An 18862-nucleotide genomic window follows, 5' to 3' on the forward strand; every position below is an offset into this window, starting at 1 on the left:
GCACTTCATCCGTTATTTCTGATTGGCAGAAACTACCTTCTCGACTTCCGCTGTCATCTCATTCTTGACCTCATCGAAGCTGCGGTTATCCAGGATGAAGCTGGCGAAGCCGTTCTCCACAATCGCTTTCAGTTCGCTGCCGTAGGGCACGCTGAAGGTGTCCGGCATTTTAATATTCGGATCGAACAGCGTCTTGGAGAGGGAGGCGGTATCGATCAGGTCTGTATTTTCCCCGAAAAAGCTGTTGATCAGCTCCGCTCCGTCCACGCCCTTGAACGAAGGAATCTCCTTGGTGAACTTGTAGGCTTCCTTGGACATCCAGCGGATGAAGTCATACGAGGCTTCCTTATTCGCTGATTTCGCGCCCATGGCCAGGCCGCCGCCGGAGATATTCGTCATGCCCAGTTCCTTACTGTCCACCGAACGCGGCAGCGGAGCGTACATGCTCTGGAACTCATGCGGGAATTTCTCCAGGTTCAGCGCCGCCCGGACAGCATAGCTTGGCACGGCCAGCATACTGGCATTTCCGGCAAAAAACTGCTGCAACACATGGTAGTTCGAGGCCAGCACATCGGCATACGGCTCAGCGCTCTTATCTTCCTTCTCCATCGTGCGGCGGAGGTTGAAGAAGTATTCGAAGGACGGATCGTCAAAAATCGGCTTCAAGTCTGCGCTAAGCTGCGGATGCGGCTTCTCGGTGTATGCGATAATGTTCGGATATTCGCCCCAGGTGTGGAAGTACGTTCCGAAGTGCTCGGGTGTCGTCAGCTTCTTGGCATACTCACGGAAATCATCCCAGGTCCAGCCCATCTCCGGCAGGGTCAGCCCTGCGGCTTCCAGATGATCCTTGTTGAAGACCGTCAGCCACTGCGTGGAGCTGGGCAGAATGCCGTAGACCTTGTCGTCCAGCTTCAGCAGCTTGGAATATTCATCCTCGGGTTTGATGCTCTCCTGTTCAAAAAAAGAGTTAAGCGGTTCCACAACTCCCCGCGAAGCGCGCTCCAGCAGCTCATCCTCGTTACCGGTCATAAAGACATCGACCACTTCGCCGCCTGCTACCAGGATGTCCAGCTTCTTCATGAAATCCGTACTGTCGCTGTTCTGGACCAGGGATTCATATTCCACTTCGACTTTATCCTGAGCTTCGTTGTAAGCCTGCACGGCCTGGTAGATCGGCTCTTCCGGCTTATCGGCCTTGAAGGTGTAGAATTTGATCTTGGCTTTGCCTGCGGGCTGGGCTGTGCCGGCGGTTCCGGCAGACGGATCAGCCGAGGCTGGTGCATCGGTTGCTGCTGAGGTGTTGCCCCCATTCCCGCCGCAAGCGGTGACGGAGAGCATGAGGAGCATACTGGCAAGCATTAATGGTAGTTTTTTCAAAGCAATTCCCCCTTGATTTGTTGTCTGCAGGCTCATTATACAATCTAAGCTTTGCGCACACCGTGTACAGCTATGCGGTGTGCGCGTACACTTTTTTGACCTTTATCCTTTGACCCCGCCGATGGCAATCCCGTTAATGACCTGCTTCTGGAGGATCAGGAACAGCACCAGCAGCGGCAGAATCGCGGCGACGGAGGCCATCATCATGACGGAGATCTGTGTACCGAATTCCTCCTTGAAAAATTGCATCCCGAGCGGAATCGTATACAGCTTGGTCGAATTCAGCATAATCAGCGGCCCCTGGTAATCATTCCAGGTCCAGATGAACTTGATAATCCCCACTGTTGCCAGAATCGGACGGCTCAGCGGCAGCACCACGCTCCAGAAAATCCGTAAGAACCCGGCGCCGTCCAGCTCTGCAGCCTCCAGCATATCATTATGAATCCCGATCATGAACTGGCGCAGCAGGAAGGTGAAGTAGCTGGAGAACATCCCCATCAGGATGAGCGCGGCGTGAGAGTCGTAAAGGCCCAGCTCTTTAATCATAATATAGCGCGGCACGAGCGTTGCCTGCTCTGGAATCATCATGAACGCCAGCATCAGGGTGAAGATCAGAGCTCTGCCCTTGAAATCCAGCTTGGCGAGCGCATACCCGGCCATGGCCGAGATGACGATTGTCGCCAGGGTGGAGATCAGGGCGATTTTGAGCGAGTTCATATAAAATAATCCGAATGCCACATCACCCATCCATACCGCCTTGAAGTTAGAGATCAGATTCCAGTCGGTGGGAATCCACTGAATCGGGAAGGTCCAGACCTCCTTCTCCGTCTTCGAGGCCGCCGACAGCATCCATACCAGCGGCATCAGGAAGAATACCGAGCACAGGGCGAACAGGACCGTGAAGATCAGATTGCCGGGCTTAAGTTTTTTCATTGTCATTGCCTTTCGTTCCTTTCGCCTTGGACTAGTAATGGACCTTGCGGTTCTGGGTTATCCAGGTAATGGAGGTCACCAGCATAATGATCAGGAACAGCACCCAGGACATCGCGGAGGCATAGCCCATTTTGAAGCGCTCGAATCCTTCTTCGTAGATCTGGTACACGATCACAGTGCTGGAATAGTTAGGCCCGCCGCCGGTCAGGAACTTGATCATATCGAAGATTTTGAAGGAAGAGATCGTGCTCGTTATGGCCAGGAAAAAGGTGGTCGGCCCCAGCAGCGGCAGCGTAATCCGCCGGAATTGTCCGATCCCGCTGGCCCCGTCAATCGTCGCCGCCTCATACAGCTCCTCGGGAATATTCGTCATCCCCGCCAGGAAAATAATCATCTGATAGCCCAGCAGCTGCCAGACATAGATAATCATAATGGCAATCAGCGAGAAGCTGGTATCGACCAGCCAGCGCGGCGGTTCGGATACTCCAAGCTGCATCAGGATCTGATTGACCGGCCCCTTGGACGGATGGTAGAGCGCTTGCCAGACTGCGGCGATGGCTACCGTGGAACAGATATAAGGTACAAAGAAGGCAACCTTAAAGAACGTCTTGGCGTACAGCTTCTTATGGATCAGCGCCGAGAGCACCACCCCCAGCAGCATCGTGACCGGCACCGTGCCGACAGTAAACAACACATTATTCTTCAGGGCCAGCAGGAAGCGGTTGTCCCTGAACAGTTCAATAAAGTTATCTAGACCGACAAAGTTAATCGCCGACAAGCCGCCGACCAGGTTCCACTCCGTCAGGCTGAGGAACAGGCTGAACAGCAGCGGGAACACGGCGATGACGAGCATCCCGATGACCTCCGGCGCAATGAACAGCCATCCGGCTAGCTGCTCCCGTCTCTTGCGCGTCCAGTAGGTTCGCGCTGCGGGCTTAACGGTCTTGCGGGTAACGGCAGATTGACTCATCGCGCGCTCCCCTCAGCTGCTGCGCCGCAGGAGGCCGTCAGCGGGCTTTTACAACTAACTAATGCATATGTTTCGTACTCCATCTCGCCCTCACTTTCCCGGCAGACACTTGGGCTGTCCTATAAGCCTAGGCCGCCTGCCGCTCATCTATACGCTAATTTTAGCAAGAGACCCGGAGGAGTACGGTATAGCTTTCATACGGGTTGATGTGTATTATTTTGACTCTTGGGGGGATGGGGATGGCAGAGTTGGATGGATGGGAGTGGGTATGTTGGGACGTGTGGGGCTGGGGAGGTGGGGAGGTGGGGGATTGACTTTGGCTGGGTGGTTGGTGATGGAATGATGGGGATTGATAATGGGTGCTGATGAGTGGATTACTTGCAGGTTGACAGCAGGGAGTTGGGCTAGCATTGGAGGTGTGAAAACTAACTTTGGGGTTGGGCAGCCTGATCAGCATACTCAGAGGGATTTATACACTACATTTACTCACCTGGCCCACTTTTGAGGAATTCAAAGGGATTTATACACTACATTTGCTCGCCTGGCCAACTTTTGAGGAATTCAGAGGGATTTATACACTACATTTACTCACCTGGCCCACTTTTGAGGAATTCAGAGGGATTTATACACCACATTTGCTCGCCTGGCCCACTTTCAGGGAAATCTAGGGCACTTTTGCTCTTCATTTCCTCATCTAGCCAAACCTAACCCACTTTTGCTGAAATTCAGGGGCACTTATGCACCTCATCCCACGCAAAAAAAGGATACAGCCGCAAAGCATCAATTGGTCAGGATTGCGGCCGTGCCCTTTGCTGTTATCTTACGCAAATTTGCAGAGATTGTTTCATTTTTATTTCAAATTTGACAAAATCGTACTGAGAATTAGGCCTGTGTCCAGCGCCATATCCTCAAAATCAGCCACGGGCAGCGGATTCTTGCCCACTCCCAGCTCAACGGTGAAGCCCGGCTTGCGGAAGCGCTCGATGAACCAGTCCTTGTAGCCGGCATCGCTGCCGGTCAGCTCCACCGCCCGGTAGCCGCTGGCTGCCGCCAGCCGGGCCGACCATTCTTTACTCTCCGGCGGCTCATAGCCCCGGTAGTTCCAGTAGATCTCAGCCCCCTGGCTGTGCAGCGAGACGGCCGCATCGCCTGGAACCCGCTCGGCCAGCGCCCCCAGCGCCGCCGCCTCCGGCTCACTGAGCGGTGCCGGGCCGCTGTAATCGCGCGGAGCCGGGCCGGGCACCTGCCGCCGGTCACGTTCCTCTTCCCAGTGCGCGGGGAACTGGTCTCCCAGATCGACGCCGCGGATGTTCGCCTTCCAGTGCCTGAAGCTGCGCCTGCCGCAGTTCCACCTCATCAGCTGCGCATAATGAGGATGGTCCGGCATCGCCCCCTCCTGCACCAGCTCAACGCCGTCGGGATTCGCCATGGGCACAGCCCAGAGCGTCCAGTCCCGGTGCCAGTCCGCAGGCTGACGCCCATGCCAGTCCGCACCTGACGCATAGGCAGCGGCATATTCTTCAAGGAAGCGCATCAGACAAGGGGCCGTCAGCCACTCATTGGCATGCAGCGCAGCATTCACATGCAGGTGGCGCGGGCCGCTGCCGATCCGCAGCAGGCGAAGCGGCTTGCCGAGTACACTGTGGCCTATAACTTCGCTGCTGACACAAGAATAGCGGGCTGCAAGTCTTGCAGCATCCGCCTCTATCTCAGCCGGTCCGTATTCCCCGCGCAGATAGACCTCTGTCCCCCTGGTGACTGCCGGAATTACCAGCACCTTACCCGGCAGGCAGATGCGTCCCGAGCTTATCCCGGGATTCAGCATCTCCAGCTCATCTACGCCCACCCCGAACAAGGACGCGATGCTCTGCGCATCGTCCCCCGCCTGCACCGCATACCGCTTGCGCGGTGCAGACGGCAGGAACAGTACCTGGCCCGGATATAAATAGGGCTGGCTTCCAGCCCATGGATTTCCTTGAATGACGTGCTCTGGTGTCAATCCGTGTCTTGCGGCGATACGGCTTACGGTATCTCCTCTGCGGGCAATGTATTGCTGCATAGGTCTCATCCTCCCGGCCCTCTTGTGCCGACGTCCCTTACATCCTGCGTGATGACATGCGGGACCCGGCCCTCATGCCTAGTATATGAGCAGCAACAGCGGGTCATGTGGAAATGTAACAACTTGGAGGTTTGTCCCTATTCAGTTCGCCGCTGTAATGCTATCATCCTACAGAGTGGATACTTGCCATACAACGGGCGTCCGGCTGATCTGCTCTCCCAGCCAGTCCCGGGCGATCCGCTGGAAGATCTCCGCATCTCCGCTGCAAAAGAACTGGTGAATCGGACTCTCATCCCCGCGCGCCAGCTGGCCCTTATCGTAGAGGATGGTGCTGATCTCCCGCGCCGTCTCATCGGCCGAGCTGATCAGCTTGACGCCCGGCCCCATCACCTTGCCAATCGGCTCGACCAGGAACGGATAATGGGTACAGCCGAGAATCAGCGTGTCAATCGGCTCGTACTTGATGCCGTTCAGTGATTCAGCCACCGCCAGATGGCTCTCCTCCGAACGGAATAACCCCTGCTCCACGTAGGGAACAAGTGCCGGGCAAGCCTGGCTGACCACCTGAACAAAGGGAGACAGCTGCTTCAGCGCCGCCGTATAGGCACCGCTTGTAATCGTACCGATAGTCCCGATCACGCCGACCTGTCCGCTCTTGGATGCGCTGATGGCAGCGCGGGCACCGGGGTGAATGACTCCGATCACAGGAATGGCTACCTTGGCGGAGATATAATCAAGAGCTGCTGCTGTTGCTGTGTTGCAAGCAATGACGATCATTTTAGGATTAAATTGAATTAAGTAGTCCACGATTTGTTCAGTGAACAATTTCACTTCCTCAGTGGAACGGGGTCCGTACGGGGCTCTTGCCGTATCGCCGAAATAGATGATTTTCTCCCGGGGGAGCTGTCGCATCACTTCCTTGACAACGGTCAATCCTCCTACACCTGAGTCTAATATTGCTATTGCCTGCTGCACGAACACACCGCATCCTTTAACTCGTTTTGTGTAGCTTATGTAAGGCTGGAATAATGTGTACCAGGATTTCATCCCCAATTGCAGATAATACTCCATTTACGGGTTCAGTTCAAGTAGGGAGCTAGAGGAGCCACAATACAGACCCGCCCGAAGCATGCCGTAACACACAAAAGCCGCCTCCCGCCTGTGCAGCGGAAAACGGCTCCATTCCTTTTACATCAAGCTTAGGACAGCTTCCCTGCGGTCTTGCCGTCCTCGATAGCCTCAGCTACAGCTGCATCTGTGCCAGTCACAGCTTCGATCTCAGCCTCCACCACTGCCGCTTCCTCAGCAGCCTCATATGCAGCCACCTCGTCGCGTACAGCTTCCACTGCATCGGTAACTTCCACAGCCTGCTCCGCAATGCCGCTTACGGTAGCCACATCTGCTTCTTCCACCGCATCCTTGACGGATTTGCTCCATTCCTTGACTTCGCTTACTACGGAGACTACTGCTTCTTTCGCCTTACCATAGATCTCTGTAGTTTTCTCGCTGGCCTGGCCGGCAATCACCTGAACCTTATCCACCGCATCCGTTGTGCCTTCGGCAATATCCTTGCGCAGCTCCTTACCCGGCTTAGGGGCGAACAGCAGCGCTGTCACCGATCCTACAATACTGCCGGCAAGTACGCCCCAGAGCAAGCTTTTGCTATCTTTTTTCATCATCAATCTCTCCTTTGGATTCTATTGTGCCTCTGCCCGGCCACCCGGGCGATCGCCTATTTCTGCTATATCATAAGCATAGAGAGGATGTCCTGTGACTGCTCAGCCCTTGATTTCGGAAGTTTTCTGCCTGGGATTCGGCGTAATTGCATAACGGCAGCATTGGCCGCCTTCCGCCATACACTCACTGCGCGTCACCTTCGCCTCCAGCAGCTCCTCGAACAAATGCTGCTCGCACTGGCAGGCCTTGCGGTACTGGGTAGCCACCTGACGGATGGGACAATTATACTCCCGCAGTGTGTATGAGCCGTCCTCTTCCTTGCTCCACTCCGCCATATAGCCCCCGGCATTCTGAATCGTTGACAGCTCTGCAACCCGTTCCTCCAGCTCACGGCTCTGCATCACCTTACTATAATGGGCAAGCATCCGCCGCTTGCGGCCTTCAAACAGCATATTGACCGCATCCGTCCCGCTCCCGTGGTCCAGCTCCCGCAGCAGCTCCAGTGCCAGATTGTGATAGCTTTTGGGAAAATGATCCTCCGCCTGCTCGGTAAGCGAATATACATGCATCGGACGTCCCATGGCCTGGCGCACAACCTTGGTCTTGGCAAGGGACTCCTGCTCCAGCTGAAGCACATGGCGGCGGACACCCATCTCGGTAATTCCCAATTCCTCAGCAAGAGCGCTGATCGTCAGCGGACCTCTCATCTTCAGCAGCGTCATAATCATCCGCCGGGTTGAACCGCTCTCCTGACTCTTCTTCGCCATAAAGGACCTCCTTTCTGTCTGTATGCACACAGCCCCGGCTTCAGTTAGCCCGTGACCCCGCTGCCCAGCTCCTGATCCAGATACCTGCGAACCTCGCAGGCGAACTTCTCCAGAATATCCGGCAGCGTCCGGGTCATGGGGTGCAGCTTCTTGCGTTCCCACACGAAATAATCCTGAACCAGCGGCTTACGCAAAGCGACCAGCGAAGTCAAATCCTCGTAGATCCCGCTGTCTCCCAGCACCTTTTCCTCATGAATAATAGATATAATATCCTCGTAGCTTCCGGCATCACGCATAATGAACCCGTCAATCAGGCAGCTGCCCACATCCGTCACGACTTCAACGGCCAGATGTAAGCACCGTTCCTGCACCAGACCCAGTAGCGTACTGCCATCCCAGGAAGTAGCTGCATATGCTAGACCTTCGTTAAGATCAGGGATCTGTTCAAGGATAACTTCTATTTGCTTCCGGTTGACATAATACACAGCTGACCCTCCACCCTGCGGTATATAGTGACCTTCCTTAACATGAACTGCCGTTATTTCCCCCGTCTGCCCCGGCGCTTCAGCCAGAACACCATCACAACACATGCCGCCATAAAAACAATCAAATACGTCAATGCTTCCATCGGATACTCAAGCTCGCGCATTCCGCTCACCGCTTTCCGTGATTAATGGATTCCAGCCTTGTAAGTACGTGCCGTCTCAGATCTCGTAATCGACCGCTACCGACAGCTCCTTGACCTCATTGATATGGGCAATGACTTCCTTGTGGGCCGGATGCACCTGATACGCCTGCAGATCCTCCATCGAGGCCACAACCGTGACCAGGGCAATATCGAACGAACGCTCCGAGTGAATCAGATCGGCTCCGACTTCAATGGACAACAGCTGCGGAATTCTTCCTTCCATATTACGGAGGACTGCAACAGTCTCAGCGACCTTGTCCGGGGACCGGTCCTTTAATTTGAAGAAAACAATATGCTTGATCATCTATCCCGCTCCCAGTCTGTTTAATGTGAAATGGATTACTCAAAATATATCATAAACCGCAGCATTACTGAAACAATCTTGGTTCATGACCAAAACAGGAGCTTTGCACTCTGGACGAATGCCGTGATGAAATGGTAAAGTCATAACAGTTAAACTAGATGATCCGTCACTTCATTAAATCAGTACACCCGGAGGTATTATGGCTAAAAATCAGCAAGAAACACATAAAATTCAGGCCTGGTCTCTGATCAACCGCAAATATCTTGGACAAGGCGTACGGGTCAAAAGATTTCGCCGCCCCAAACGCAGCCAGATCCGCAACCGCGTTCTGCTGGCCATCCTGATGGCCAAGGACATGAAGCTCTCCCGGCTTGCAGAAGAGCTCTCCGTCTCCTCACGCAGCGTAAGCGCATGGGTATATGAAGGACGTATTCCCTCCAGAACCAATCTGGACAAGGTCTGCCGCCATTTAGGCTATCCGCCCCATATCCTGTTCAATGAAGCTCTTCTGCGGCAAAGTCCGATTGTGTGCCAGCCGACCCCATCCCGTTTCATGAAAAGAACGCTCGCCCATTCACCGCAGCACAACGCGATTCTGACCGGACTCTGCATGGTTTATGATTTCTCCGTCACCGATGTCAGCATCTGGATCGGCGTCCATCCCGGCACCTTCCGCAAGTGGCTGCACCATTGTCATCTGCCTACCCTGGCGCTTCAGGAGAAAGCCGAGAACTTCTTTCGCATTCCCCGGCATATCCTGTTCGCCGACTGCGAGCTGCATTAACTTCATTTAATAGGAAGCCGCAGGAAGAAGAGGGAACACCCACAGCATCAGGTTCACAGTAGGGTCCTTCCCGCCGCAGGGAGGGGCCATGTTGACGTTTCTTTCGCAGAAGGCAGTTACCGTTTGAGCGCAAGGATCGTTCTTAGTATGTATTCATGAGTCCCGCCCTGCGGACTCTGTAGCGATTCGGTAAAGGAACCTGTCTCCAGAATCTCCGTCCCGGCAAAATGCTCACGCAAATCGGCATCGCTGAAGAAGTGGGCATATTTATTCTCTTTATATTCAAAAGTGCCCGGCTCCAGCTCTCGTCCGCAGCCTTTATGGGGGTCTTCATCGGAGAAGCTGGTGAAATAGAGCAGCCCTCCGGTCCTGACCTGACTGAGACTGGCCTCAATCAGCCTGCGGCGGTCCCCGGCGAGGAATAAATGCAGAACATCGTAGCAGTAGACGGCATCCACAGGCTGCCCCAGCTGCGGCTCCAGTGCCGAGCCTGCAATAAAGCTAGTTCCCGGGTCCCATGCTGCGCCCAGCTCCAGCGCCGGCTCACTTAATTCTATGCCGTATACTGTAAAATCAGCAGAGAACACCTTGGTATTCCGCCCATACCCGGCACCCGGAACCAGTACAGTGGATACTCCTGCCTCCTGGAATTTCCGCTTCGCCCATTCTGCCGACGGACTTGGCTCACTGCCCCAGATCATCCCCTCCTGCGCAAATCTTTTACTCCAATACTCGGTCATGCAGCTCCTTCTTTCCTGCCTTAGAATAGGTATCTATGTAGTTCCAGCTTCTCTATCATAGTCCACTCTGCCCGATCCGGCAAAGTCTTTGGACACAGCAAAACGGCTGTCTCCTGTAGCACAGAGAGATCAGCCGCCTTGCCTTTATAGCATCTATGAAGTCAACAGCCTACCAGCTGGACTTGGTAACGCCCGGAATTTGGCCCTTATGGGCCAGCTCCCGGAAGACGATCCGGGATATCTTGAATGTACTCAGATAGCCACGCGGTCTGCCGGACACGCTGCATCTGTTCTTTTGGCGGGTGGCTGAGGAATCCCGGGGCAGCTTCTGCAGTGCCATTACATCGCCTGCCGCCTTCAGCTCTCTGCGCTTGTCAGCGTACTTCGCCACCAGCTCCTGCCGCTTCTGTTCCTTCACAACCTTTGATTTCTTGGCCACTATAGATCAGCTCCTTCGTTCTTATTCGTTCAGCGCCTGGATCAGCGCTTCAAGATTCTGCCGCATCAGACTCAGGTAATCCAGATTATGGGCAGCGTCTTCCTCTGTTAATCCTTCGATTGGATTCAGCAAGGCGGTCTTGGCTCCTATTTCCTGGGCAATAGTATCAGCGACACTGGAGGAGACCAAGGTCTCGAAAAAAATCGTAGTCACCTTATTCGCCTTGGCGAACTCCACAATCTTGGCCATCTGTGCAGCAGACGGCTCCTGCTCCGGCGACAGCCCGGCAATCGGCACCTGCGTCAAGCCATATTGCTGTGCCAGATAACCAAAAGCGGCATGCTGCGTAATAAAGTCCTTGCGCTTCGTGTTCTGAAGCCCGGCTCTGAAATCCTGATCCAGCTTCTCCAGCTTGGCGATATAAGCATCGCTGTTAGCGTGGAAGGCAGCAGCATTTCCGGGAAATGCCGCGGAGAGTGCTGCTTCAATGGTCTTAACCTCCTGGATAGCCATCACCGGGTCCAGCCAGACATGCGGATCGAGACCGCCATGGTCGTGATCATGGTCGTGGTCAGCTTCTCCCGCAGCTCCCTCTTCATGGCTGTGCTCATGCTCATGCTCGTGCTCATGTTCATGCTCTGTTCCTTCGATAATCTGGAGTCCTTTACTCGCCTCTATCGTAATCAAATCACTTCCGGCAGCACCGTCCACAATCTGCTGCGCCCAGCCCTCCATGCCTGCGCCATTATAGACAAGCACATCTGCATCCGTAATATCGGCCATATCCTTCGCCGTTGGCTCCCAGTCATGCGGCTCGACTCCGGGCGGGACCAGCACCTCCACATTGGCGAGGTCACCGGTAATGCTTTTCGTAAATTCATACATCGGATAAAAGCTAACCTTAATGTTCAATTTATCTGCTGCGGGTACAGATGAAGCTTCGGCCGCAGCCGATGGTGAAGCCGCCGGACTACTAGACGCAGCTTTCGTCGCAGTGTTGTTGCCGCAGCCGGAGATCACCAGCATGGCGGTCAGGGACAAGGCGGCAAGATGACGGATTCTGAATGTGAATGTGGACTGTGCGCTCGAATTGGATATTGCTATGGATTTGAATTTCAACATATGTTCTGAGACCCCTTTTCTTCATTGGCTTTGGAGGAATACAGGCTCCGGCGGCTTTGCAACCGGATCAGCTTCTGTACGGTAATGGCAGCTAGCAGAAATACCAGCAGAATGAGTGCAATCGTGCCTCCTGGAGGCGTGTTGATATAGTAGGAAGCTGTAAGCCCGCTGAACACACCGGTCAGCCCCACGCCGACGGAGATCATTATGGCTGCCGTGAAGCCCGATGCAATCCGCAGCGCTATAGAAGCGGGCAGCACAATCAGAGCGGATACGAGCAGCACACCCACCACCGGCATAGCTGCGGCAACGGTCATGCCGGTTAGGACGGCGAACGAGAAGGACAACCACCCGGTACGTACACCGCTGATAGCGGCCGTCTCTTCGTCGAAGGTCAGGCTGTACAATGGGCGGCGCAGAATGATGAAGTAGAGAAGACCGGCTGCGGCCACCACGGCGATCAGCTTAAGCTGAGTATCACTTACGGCAACGATGGAGCCGAACAGATAGGAGCTGAAGCTCTTGGTCAGATTCTGCTTCAGGCTCATCAGAACGACGGCCAGCGCCAGGCCGGAGGTCATAATAATAGCAACCGGAAGCTCGCTGTATGTACGGTAAGAGCGGCGCAGCTGTTCAATAATCAGCCCTCCTGCTACAGCTACAGCGAATCCGCTCAGAGCAGGATTCCATCCCAGTACGGAACCCAGTGCTACTCCGGCAAGGGAGACATGAGACAGCGTATCGGCCATCAGTACCTGCCTGCGCAGCATCAGGTAGACTCCCAGCAAGGGTCCAATCAGCCCGATCAGGCCTCCTGCCCAAAATGCGCGTTGCATGAATTCGTAACCAAGCATGTCCAGCCCTCCTGCTCCTTGCGTTCCAGCGTAATCACGGTATCCAGATAGGAACTTGTCTCTTCCAGGCCGTGTGTAACCATAATGACGGTTCGTCCGTGGCGGCTGACATAATGCCGCATCAGCTCATAAAATCCGGTGCGGCTGGCAGCATCCATCCCGGTTACCGGTTCATCCAGTACCAGCACCTGCGGCTGCTGGGCCAGCGCGCGGGCGATACAGATCCGCTGCTTCTGCCCGCCGGACAGCTCACCGATTCTCCGGTTACGGTACTCCCACATCTCCACCTGCCGCAGGCTGCTCTCGACCAGCGCCTCCTGTTCCTTAGTGAAGCGGCGGAACAATCCCAGCCCTGAATAACAGCCGGAACGGACCAGCTCAATCACCTTGCTCGGAAATCCGGCATTGAAGGAGGCTACCTGCTGCGGCACATACCCGATTGTAAGCCTGCCCCCTCCGGTAATTTCCCGGTTCAGCGTAACCGTTCCGCTCCAAGGTTTCAGCAGGCCCAGCATCAGCTTCAGCAGCGTGGTCTTCGCTGCCCCGTTCGGACCGGTAATCCCAATGAACTGTCCGGCCTCCAGATCCAGCGACAAGCGGTCAATGACCGGCTCATCCCCGTAACCGAACACCACATCCCTGATGGATGACAAAATCATCGTTCCTCCCCCTTTCTTTCCGGCACGTTGTGGCACTGCCGTGCTTGCTCCGTGCCTGATTCCGTGCTTGGTCCTACGGCTGCGTCTATTGTTAGACACTTGTAATTCGGCCCAACCCTGTTCCACGGATTAAACAAACGAAGTATTAATTATTATTCGTAATATTTACGATTACGTTTCAACTTCATTGATATTATCGTAATCATTACGATTTGTAAACTGAAAACTGCAAATTAATCGTAATCGCACTGATTAACCTTATTCGATCCGAGTTTTTCGCTTACATTCGCCTTTGTCCACGCGCCTTCGTAGCGCCTAATCCTTATACAGCACAAAGCCGGAATCCGCACAAAGGATTCCGGCTTTGCAGACTATCATTTACAGAAGCAGCTATTCCTGTCCGGCAGCAAGCAGTTCCTCGACAGGCCAAGGAAGCGGGTTGTTGAATGCCGTCCAGTCCTGCTTCATCTCCTCTGCAGTCAGCAGGCAGCGGTCCAGGCGGGCTTCGATATCCTCGCGGTTCATCTGGACTCCGATGAAGACGATCTCATTCAGCCGGTCTCCCCACTGATCGTCCCACTTCGCCAGCACATCCGGCTCCGCAGCCAGCACCTCCTGCTGCTGCTCCTCCGGCAGGGTAGCCAGCCAATAACCGGCGGGTCCGAACTGGATGGACGGCCCTGCCTGGCTGATGGTCGCTGCCAGATCACCGCTGGCTGCCAGCCAGACCAATCCTTTTGCCCGGACAACCTCGGAGGGCCAGTTACTGAAGAAGAAGCTCAGCCGCTGCGGGTGGAATGGTGCTCTCCGGCGGTAGACGAAGGAGGTGATGCCGTATTCCTCAGTCTCCGGTGTGTGTTCCTCTTTGGCAAGCTCGGCGATCCAGCCGGACGACTGGCTGGTCTGTTCGAAATCGAACAATCCCGTATTCAGAATCTCGGATAGCTCCACTTGTGCGTTCACCGTACGGATAATCTTCGCCCGCGGCTGAAGTCTGCGCAGAACGGCCTCCAGCTTGTTCAGCTCTGCTTCCTCCACCAGATCGCACTTGTTGAGCAGCAGCACATCACAGGTCTCGATCTGATCGATCAGCAGATCGACGATATCCCGGAAGTCGCCTTCACCGGCCGTCATATTGCGGTCCAGCAGACTGTCGCCCGAGGCGAAATCATGCCAGAAGCGGTTGGCATCGACCACCGTAACCATCGTGTCCAGCCGGGCCAGTTCCGTCAGGTCGATATCCAGCTCAGGGTTCGGGTAAGTGAAGGTCTGGGCCACCGGGACCGGCTCGCTGATGCCGGAGGATTCGATCAGTATGTAATCGAAGCGCCCCTCCGAGGCGAGATGATTCACTTCGCGCAGCAGGTCATCGCGGAGGGTGCAGCAAATGCAGCCATTGGACATCTCCACCAGCTTCTCCTCTGTGCGGGAGAGGCTGCTGCCGGATTTCACCAGATTCGCATCCACATTCACCTCACTCATATCATTGACGATAACGGCTACCTTCAGGCCCTCACGGTTATGCAAAATATGGTTGAGCAGTGTAGTCTTGCCGGAGCCAAGATATCCGCTTAGTACTGTTACAGGAATTTTGTCCATTGTAGTCTCCTTGTACATTATATTTTCAGAATAACGCTGCTAAACAGCTTAGCGGGTCTCCCGGTGCAGTGTGACACGCTTCAGGCGCGGGCAATATTTTCTCATCTCCAGACGTTCCGGTGTCGTTCTCTTATTCTTCGTGGTGGTATAGTTGCGGTCGCCCGTCTCCGTACAGGCCAAAGTAACGATTACTCTCATTTCAATCAAGCTCCCTTCTATTTAATCGTAATTATTACGATTTACACATTCTACACGCTCCATCCCTCCGCTGTCAACAGCTGTCCCCGAACATTTCGGCTCTCTTAGATTAGTGTTCTTTCCTGAATAAGCTTGACGTATAGATGGAATTACAAGCGGAAGCGGCTTGGCCGCCTTCTTATGGGGACGGTACTATTGGAGCGGGAGAGTGAGCCATGAAGATACCTGTGATTATACTTAGCGGATTTCTGGGGAGCGGAAAGACAACCCTGCTGCTGAGTCTGCTGAAGGAGAGCAAGCGGAGAGGGCTTAACCCGGGGGTAATCATGAATGAGCTGGGCGCAAAGGATGTGGATGGCTATATCCTGCAGGAGAGTACCGGCACAAGTGTGGAAAAGCTGCTGGACGGCTGCATCTGCTGCAGCCGCAAAGAGGAGCTGCCGCGCAGCCTGAGCGCCCTGCTTATGCGCCGCCCGGACATCATCTACATCGAGCTTACAGGGGTAGCTGACCCGGATGAGATCGCGAAGTCACTGCTGGCACCCTCGCTGGCAGACCGGCTGCAGCTGCACCACGCCATTACGCTGCTGGATGCAGAGAATACACTGGAGTACAGCAGCCGCTTCTCGTCCGACAAGCAGCTCGTCCGCACCCTGCGCAAGCAGATCACCACCGCTGATCTCATCATCGTCAACAAAAGCGATCTGGTAGAACCGGAGACTCTTTGGAAGATTGAGAAGATGGTCTCCAAGCAAAATTCGGAATCCGAGATTGTCTTCACCCACTACAGCCAGATTAATCTCGCTCCGCTGTTGACAGGCATCGCCGTACGCGGATATAAAGGCTCTGCTCCCCGGCGCGGCCCCGGCAATATCAGCGGCGTCACCCTCCAGCGGATGAACACGGGCAGTAACAGCGGCGGCAGCATAGCGGCAGTACAGGAGCCTGAACTCGGGACGGACGCCTCTTTTTCCCAAGTCGCAGCAGTGACGTTAACCGTTCCCCAGGCATGGGCCGGTAGCCTCCGGCAGGAGGAGCTGGAGCAATTTTTGCGGCAATGGGGCTACAGTCTGCTCCGGGCCAAAGGCCATGTGCGGCTTGCAGGCCGGGATTCCGTGCAGCTGGTACAGCTCGCGGGTAACCGCATCTCCTGGGAGGCTTCAAGCTACCCGGGCCAGCCTTATATCGTCTGCATTGGCCTGAATCTGGACGAGAAGGCAATCAGCCGCAGCTGGGCGGCCTTATTCAGCTAAGCCCCCTGTGCGGGAAGGAGCCGATAAACCCTTGACAACCCTTACTCGGATTAAAATATTGCCGCTGCTCTTTTCCGCCGCTTTTCTGCTCACAGCGGGCAGCCTGTGGCTGCCCGGGCATCTGAGCCTGCTGGACAACGGCTATGTCGACACGTTCAAAACTGCATTCCTCGGCATTCTGCTGGAGGCCTTGCCGTTTGTTCTGCTGGGCGCGTTGCTCTCCTCCCTGCTCCGCGTCTTCGTGCCGGACGAGCTGATCTCACGCTGGATTCCTCGCCGCGCGGTTCCGGCGATTCTCTTCGGCTGCCTGCTCGGGATCCTCTTCCCCGTCTGTGAATGCGGGATGATTCCGCTCGTCCGCCGCCTCATGCACAAGGGTATGCCGCTCTACGTGGCCATCGTCTTCATTCTGTCCGGCCCGATTCTCAATCCGGTCGTCTACGGGGCCACCCTAACGGCCTTCCGCTCCCATCCGGAGTTGGCCTACACCCGGATGGGACTGGCTTTTGCCGTAGCGGCATGCATTGGTCTGATTATCTACGGCACCGTCCGCAGATCGCCGCTGCGCCTGTCCATCCGCCGGGAGGGAAGCGAAGAGCAGCATGGCACACTACGCGGGGGCCGGGCGGCGGCGGTCCTGGTGCATACGTCGGATGAATTTTTTGAGATGGGCAAATTCCTGATCATCGGCTGTCTGCTGACTGCGGGCATCCAGACCTTCATGAATCAGAGCAGCCTGTCCGCCATTGGAGACCGTCCGCTCGGCTCCTACGTGTTCATGATGGGACTGGCCTTCGCACTCTCGCTCTGCTCTACCTCCGACGCCTTCGTTGCGTCCACCTTCCTGCATACCTTCCCGGCCGGGGCGCTGCTCGCCTTCATGGTGCTGGGACCGATGCTCGATTTCAAGAACGCACTGATGCTGCTCTCGCTATTCAAGACCAGATTCGCCCTGTACCTGTTCTTTCTCATTGCCGCGGCCGTCTTCACCGGCTCCGTGTTCGCTTCATTCTGGCTGTAGCTGCCCCCAAATCCCGAATATCTGGAGGAGGATTTGCATGAATAGCTCCGGAAGCATCCGGTTTCACTATGTACTTAGGGCGGTTATTCTGCTCGCCTTCGCCCTCTATATCGGACATCTGGTCCAGCAGGACGCCCTCCATTATTACGTTGCGCCTAAGCTGGCCCGCTGGATCCGGTTATGCCCGGTTCCGCTCTCTCTGATGGCGCTCAGCCTCGGGCTCCAAGCTGTGCTTGGCCGAAGCTCCGCCCTCTGCGACTGCGAGCACCGCCTGCCCCGCTCACTCCTGGGCAGCTCAGCGCTGTACAGCCTGTTCCTGTTTCCGCTGCTGCTCGGCTTCCTGCTGCCCGACCGGGCACTCGGCAGCGCCGCAGCGGCCAAGAAGGGCCTTGCCCTGTCCTACACTGCAGTAGAGTCCGTCACCGGGGCAGGCTTCACGCCGGCCAACCCCTATGAGGCCGAATTTGCAGAGCTGGCAGGACAGCTCTACAGGCAACCCGTCATCCCTGTGTTCCCTGAGATTTTCTCGGAAACGCTGGGCGCCCTTAATCTCTACAAATCGCAGTTCGAGGGCAAGGAGATCTCCGTATCCGGCTTCCTGTACCGTGAGCCGCAGGGGTCCGGCCAATCCGGCTATGCAGTCAGCCGCTTCCTGGTTCAGTGCTGTACGGCAGATGCCACCCCCTTCGGTATTCTTCTTACGCCGGGTACACAAATAAGCCTGCCCGCCGATACCTGGATTGAGGTTCGGGGCAAGCTTAATGTGACGCTCCATGAGGGAGTAGAGACGCTGCAGATCGCTCCGCAGAGCATAACCGCAGCGGCAGCACCGTCCACACCTTATGTGTACACGAACGCCGATGCCGCAGCGGCTTGGAAAGAGCTGCAGCCTTAACTAGATGACCGCGTCGAGCGCATCGTCATCCTCCAGCGAAGACTCCGGGTTCGAGATCTCCACCAGGAGACGGGCCGGAATACAAATAATCTGCTGCTTCGGCCTGGAGATGAATCCCATATCCAGCGCAATGGTGAGCGTGGCATCGGAATAGGTCATCTGAATGCCATAATCGTATACCTTCAGCGTATTGTGACCATATTTGGTGCGGATATCAATAATCTGCTCTTCCTTGGTCAGCTGTACAGTCTTGTAGGCATTGCCGTTCACGGTGATTACAGCCTCCAGCTCCCCTTGCTTATACGGATGATTGTGGTTAGAGAACCACTTGTAGCCGTAGATGGAACCGGAGGCCAGCAATACAATGAGAATCAGCAGGAAATCTCCGCGCTTCATCGTTTTCACTCTATTGACCCTTTCGCTTGCCATTATTTATTCGTAATATTTACGATTTATATAATAGTAATGCAGACAAGGGAAAGCTGTCAACGTGAATAGCGCTTGCTTTGCCTGCCAGCTATCC

Annotated in this window: 21 protein-coding genes; 4 read left to right on the plus strand and 17 right to left on the minus strand. The window is 55.2% G+C overall.

The genetic code is table 11. The annotated features are described in order from the left end of the window. Window positions 1-12: 12 nt before the first annotated feature. From MKX42_RS22715 to MKX42_RS22755, 9 genes are all read right to left on the minus strand, one after another. The gene (locus tag MKX42_RS22715; RefSeq protein ID WP_340754804.1) at window positions 13-1377 is read right to left on the minus strand and encodes an ABC transporter substrate-binding protein; all 1365 of its coding nucleotides are present in this window, start codon (window positions 1375-1377) and stop codon (window positions 13-15) included. Between the two features lie 102 nt (window positions 1378-1479). Beyond that, window positions 1480-2316: a carbohydrate ABC transporter permease gene (locus MKX42_RS22720; RefSeq protein ID WP_340754805.1), complete on the minus strand. Its 837-nt coding sequence runs from the start codon at window positions 2314-2316 to the stop codon at window positions 1480-1482. A 25-nt stretch (window positions 2317-2341) separates the two neighbouring features. Further along, window positions 2342-3280, minus strand: coding sequence for a carbohydrate ABC transporter permease (locus MKX42_RS22725; protein ID WP_340754807.1), 939 nt, complete (start codon window positions 3278-3280; stop codon window positions 2342-2344). An 850-nt stretch (window positions 3281-4130) separates the two neighbouring features. After that, window positions 4131-5339, minus strand: coding sequence for a M14 family metallopeptidase (locus MKX42_RS22730; RefSeq protein WP_340754809.1), 1209 nt, complete (start codon window positions 5337-5339; stop codon window positions 4131-4133). Between the two features lie 168 nt (window positions 5340-5507). Beyond that, on the minus strand, window positions 5508-6314 hold the full coding sequence (gene racE / locus MKX42_RS22735) for a glutamate racemase (RefSeq protein ID WP_340754811.1): 807 nt from the start codon (window positions 6312-6314) through the stop codon (window positions 5508-5510). Between the two features lie 224 nt (window positions 6315-6538). Further along, window positions 6539-7018: a YtxH domain-containing protein gene (locus MKX42_RS22740; RefSeq protein WP_340754813.1), complete on the minus strand. Its 480-nt coding sequence runs from the start codon at window positions 7016-7018 to the stop codon at window positions 6539-6541. Between the two features lie 99 nt (window positions 7019-7117). Further along, window positions 7118-7783, minus strand: coding sequence for a helix-turn-helix transcriptional regulator (locus MKX42_RS22745; RefSeq protein WP_340754815.1), 666 nt, complete (start codon window positions 7781-7783; stop codon window positions 7118-7120). A 44-nt stretch (window positions 7784-7827) separates the two neighbouring features. After that, entirely contained in the window at window positions 7828-8268 is a 441-nt protein-coding gene (locus MKX42_RS22750; RefSeq protein WP_340754817.1) for a DUF86 domain-containing protein, read from the minus strand. A 219-nt stretch (window positions 8269-8487) separates the two neighbouring features. Continuing rightward, a complete protein-coding gene (locus tag MKX42_RS22755; protein WP_036702274.1) occupies window positions 8488-8775 on the minus strand; it encodes a Dabb family protein in 288 nt (95 codons plus the stop codon). Between the two features lie 199 nt (window positions 8776-8974). Here MKX42_RS22755 and MKX42_RS22760 point away from each other — a divergent pair, with 199 nt between their 5' ends. After that, window positions 8975-9559, plus strand: coding sequence for a helix-turn-helix domain-containing protein (locus MKX42_RS22760; protein WP_036702276.1), 585 nt, complete (start codon window positions 8975-8977; stop codon window positions 9557-9559). A 116-nt stretch (window positions 9560-9675) separates the two neighbouring features. Here the strand turns inward: MKX42_RS22760 and MKX42_RS22765 are convergent, their stop codons facing one another. The 7 genes from MKX42_RS22765 to rpmG all read right to left on the minus strand — a co-directional run bounded on the left by MKX42_RS22765 (window position 9676) and on the right by rpmG (window position 15170). After that, window positions 9676-10299: a class I SAM-dependent methyltransferase gene (locus tag MKX42_RS22765; RefSeq protein WP_340754819.1), complete on the minus strand. Its 624-nt coding sequence runs from the start codon at window positions 10297-10299 to the stop codon at window positions 9676-9678. A gap of 169 nt (window positions 10300-10468) precedes the next feature. Further along, complete coding sequence (rpsN, locus tag MKX42_RS22770; protein WP_076078385.1) at window positions 10469-10738, minus strand: 30S ribosomal protein S14; 270 nt, start codon at window positions 10736-10738, stop codon at window positions 10469-10471. 21 nt (window positions 10739-10759) lie between these two features. After that, window positions 10760-11764 (minus strand): metal ABC transporter substrate-binding protein, encoded by a 1005-nt coding sequence (locus MKX42_RS22775; protein ID WP_445669383.1) that lies wholly within the window; start codon window positions 11762-11764, stop codon window positions 10760-10762. An 89-nt stretch (window positions 11765-11853) separates the two neighbouring features. Next, the gene (locus MKX42_RS22780; protein ID WP_445669339.1) at window positions 11854-12714 is read right to left on the minus strand and encodes a metal ABC transporter permease; all 861 of its coding nucleotides are present in this window, start codon (window positions 12712-12714) and stop codon (window positions 11854-11856) included. After that, window positions 12666-13373 (minus strand): metal ABC transporter ATP-binding protein, encoded by a 708-nt coding sequence (locus MKX42_RS22785; RefSeq protein WP_076078376.1) that lies wholly within the window; start codon window positions 13371-13373, stop codon window positions 12666-12668. Before MKX42_RS22785 ends, MKX42_RS22780 begins: the two co-directional genes overlap by 49 nt. Window positions 13374-13763: 390 nt before the next feature. Beyond that, window positions 13764-14972 carry a GTP-binding protein gene (locus tag MKX42_RS22790; RefSeq protein WP_340754822.1) on the minus strand — a complete coding sequence of 403 codons (1209 nt, stop codon included), beginning with the start codon at window positions 14970-14972 and terminating at the stop codon, window positions 13764-13766. 48 nt (window positions 14973-15020) lie between these two features. Beyond that, on the minus strand, window positions 15021-15170 hold the full coding sequence (gene rpmG, locus MKX42_RS22795; RefSeq protein WP_036725285.1) for a 50S ribosomal protein L33: 150 nt from the start codon (window positions 15168-15170) through the stop codon (window positions 15021-15023). Between the two features lie 215 nt (window positions 15171-15385). Between rpmG and MKX42_RS22800 the strand changes: the two genes are divergently transcribed. From MKX42_RS22800 to MKX42_RS22810, 3 genes are read left to right on the plus strand one after another with little or no spacing between them, the layout of a single operon-like run. Continuing rightward, on the plus strand, window positions 15386-16423 hold the full coding sequence (locus MKX42_RS22800) for a CobW family GTP-binding protein (RefSeq protein ID WP_340754823.1): 1038 nt from the start codon (window positions 15386-15388) through the stop codon (window positions 16421-16423). Window positions 16424-16454: 31 nt separating this feature from the next. Continuing rightward, complete coding sequence (locus MKX42_RS22805) at window positions 16455-17444, plus strand: permease (protein ID WP_340754825.1); 990 nt, start codon at window positions 16455-16457, stop codon at window positions 17442-17444. Between the two features lie 37 nt (window positions 17445-17481). Beyond that, window positions 17482-18339 (plus strand): TIGR03943 family putative permease subunit, encoded by an 858-nt coding sequence (locus MKX42_RS22810; RefSeq protein ID WP_340754827.1) that lies wholly within the window; start codon window positions 17482-17484, stop codon window positions 18337-18339. Here the strand turns inward: MKX42_RS22810 and MKX42_RS22815 are convergent, their stop codons facing one another. Further along, the gene (locus MKX42_RS22815; protein ID WP_340757771.1) at window positions 18340-18735 is read right to left on the minus strand and encodes a NusG domain II-containing protein; all 396 of its coding nucleotides are present in this window, start codon (window positions 18733-18735) and stop codon (window positions 18340-18342) included. Window positions 18736-18862 lie beyond the last annotated feature (127 nt).

The organism is Paenibacillus sp. FSL R7-0204, assembly GCF_038002225.1.
Taxonomy (GTDB): domain Bacteria; phylum Bacillota; class Bacilli; order Paenibacillales; family Paenibacillaceae; genus Paenibacillus_AQ.

Excerpts from the sequence above, each read along its gene's own strand:
- MKX42_RS22780 (WP_445669339.1), bottom strand. The coding sequence starts at position 12,714 with ATGCTTGGTTACGAATTCATGCAACGCGCATTTTGGGCAGGAGGCCTG.
- MKX42_RS22730 (WP_340754809.1), bottom strand. The coding sequence starts at position 5,339 with ATGCAGCAATACATTGCCCGCAGAGGAGATACCGTAAGCCGTATCGCC.
- MKX42_RS22760 (WP_036702276.1), top strand. The coding sequence starts at position 8,975 with ATGGCTAAAAATCAGCAAGAAACACATAAAATTCAGGCCTGGTCTCTG.
- MKX42_RS22740 (WP_340754813.1), bottom strand. The coding sequence starts at position 7,018 with ATGATGAAAAAAGATAGCAAAAGCTTGCTCTGGGGCGTACTTGCCGGC.
- MKX42_RS22810 (WP_340754827.1), top strand. The coding sequence starts at position 17,482 with ATGAATAGCTCCGGAAGCATCCGGTTTCACTATGTACTTAGGGCGGTT.
- rpmG (WP_036725285.1), bottom strand. The coding sequence starts at position 15,170 with ATGAGAGTAATCGTTACTTTGGCCTGTACGGAGACGGGCGACCGCAAC.
- MKX42_RS22725 (WP_340754807.1), bottom strand. The coding sequence starts at position 3,280 with ATGAGTCAATCTGCCGTTACCCGCAAGACCGTTAAGCCCGCAGCGCGA.
- MKX42_RS22815 (WP_340757771.1), bottom strand. The coding sequence starts at position 18,735 with ATGAAGCGCGGAGATTTCCTGCTGATTCTCATTGTATTGCTGGCCTCC.
- MKX42_RS22755 (WP_036702274.1), bottom strand. The coding sequence starts at position 8,775 with ATGATCAAGCATATTGTTTTCTTCAAATTAAAGGACCGGTCCCCGGAC.
- MKX42_RS22790 (WP_340754822.1), bottom strand. The coding sequence starts at position 14,972 with ATGGACAAAATTCCTGTAACAGTACTAAGCGGATATCTTGGCTCCGGC.
- MKX42_RS22745 (WP_340754815.1), bottom strand. The coding sequence starts at position 7,783 with ATGGCGAAGAAGAGTCAGGAGAGCGGTTCAACCCGGCGGATGATTATG.
- MKX42_RS22800 (WP_340754823.1), top strand. The coding sequence starts at position 15,386 with ATGAAGATACCTGTGATTATACTTAGCGGATTTCTGGGGAGCGGAAAG.
- MKX42_RS22720 (WP_340754805.1), bottom strand. The coding sequence starts at position 2,316 with ATGACAATGAAAAAACTTAAGCCCGGCAATCTGATCTTCACGGTCCTG.
- MKX42_RS22775 (WP_445669383.1), bottom strand. The coding sequence starts at position 11,764 with ATGCTGGTGATCTCCGGCTGCGGCAACAACACTGCGACGAAAGCTGCG.
- MKX42_RS22785 (WP_076078376.1), bottom strand. The coding sequence starts at position 13,373 with ATGATTTTGTCATCCATCAGGGATGTGGTGTTCGGTTACGGGGATGAG.
- MKX42_RS22765 (WP_340754819.1), bottom strand. The coding sequence starts at position 10,299 with ATGACCGAGTATTGGAGTAAAAGATTTGCGCAGGAGGGGATGATCTGG.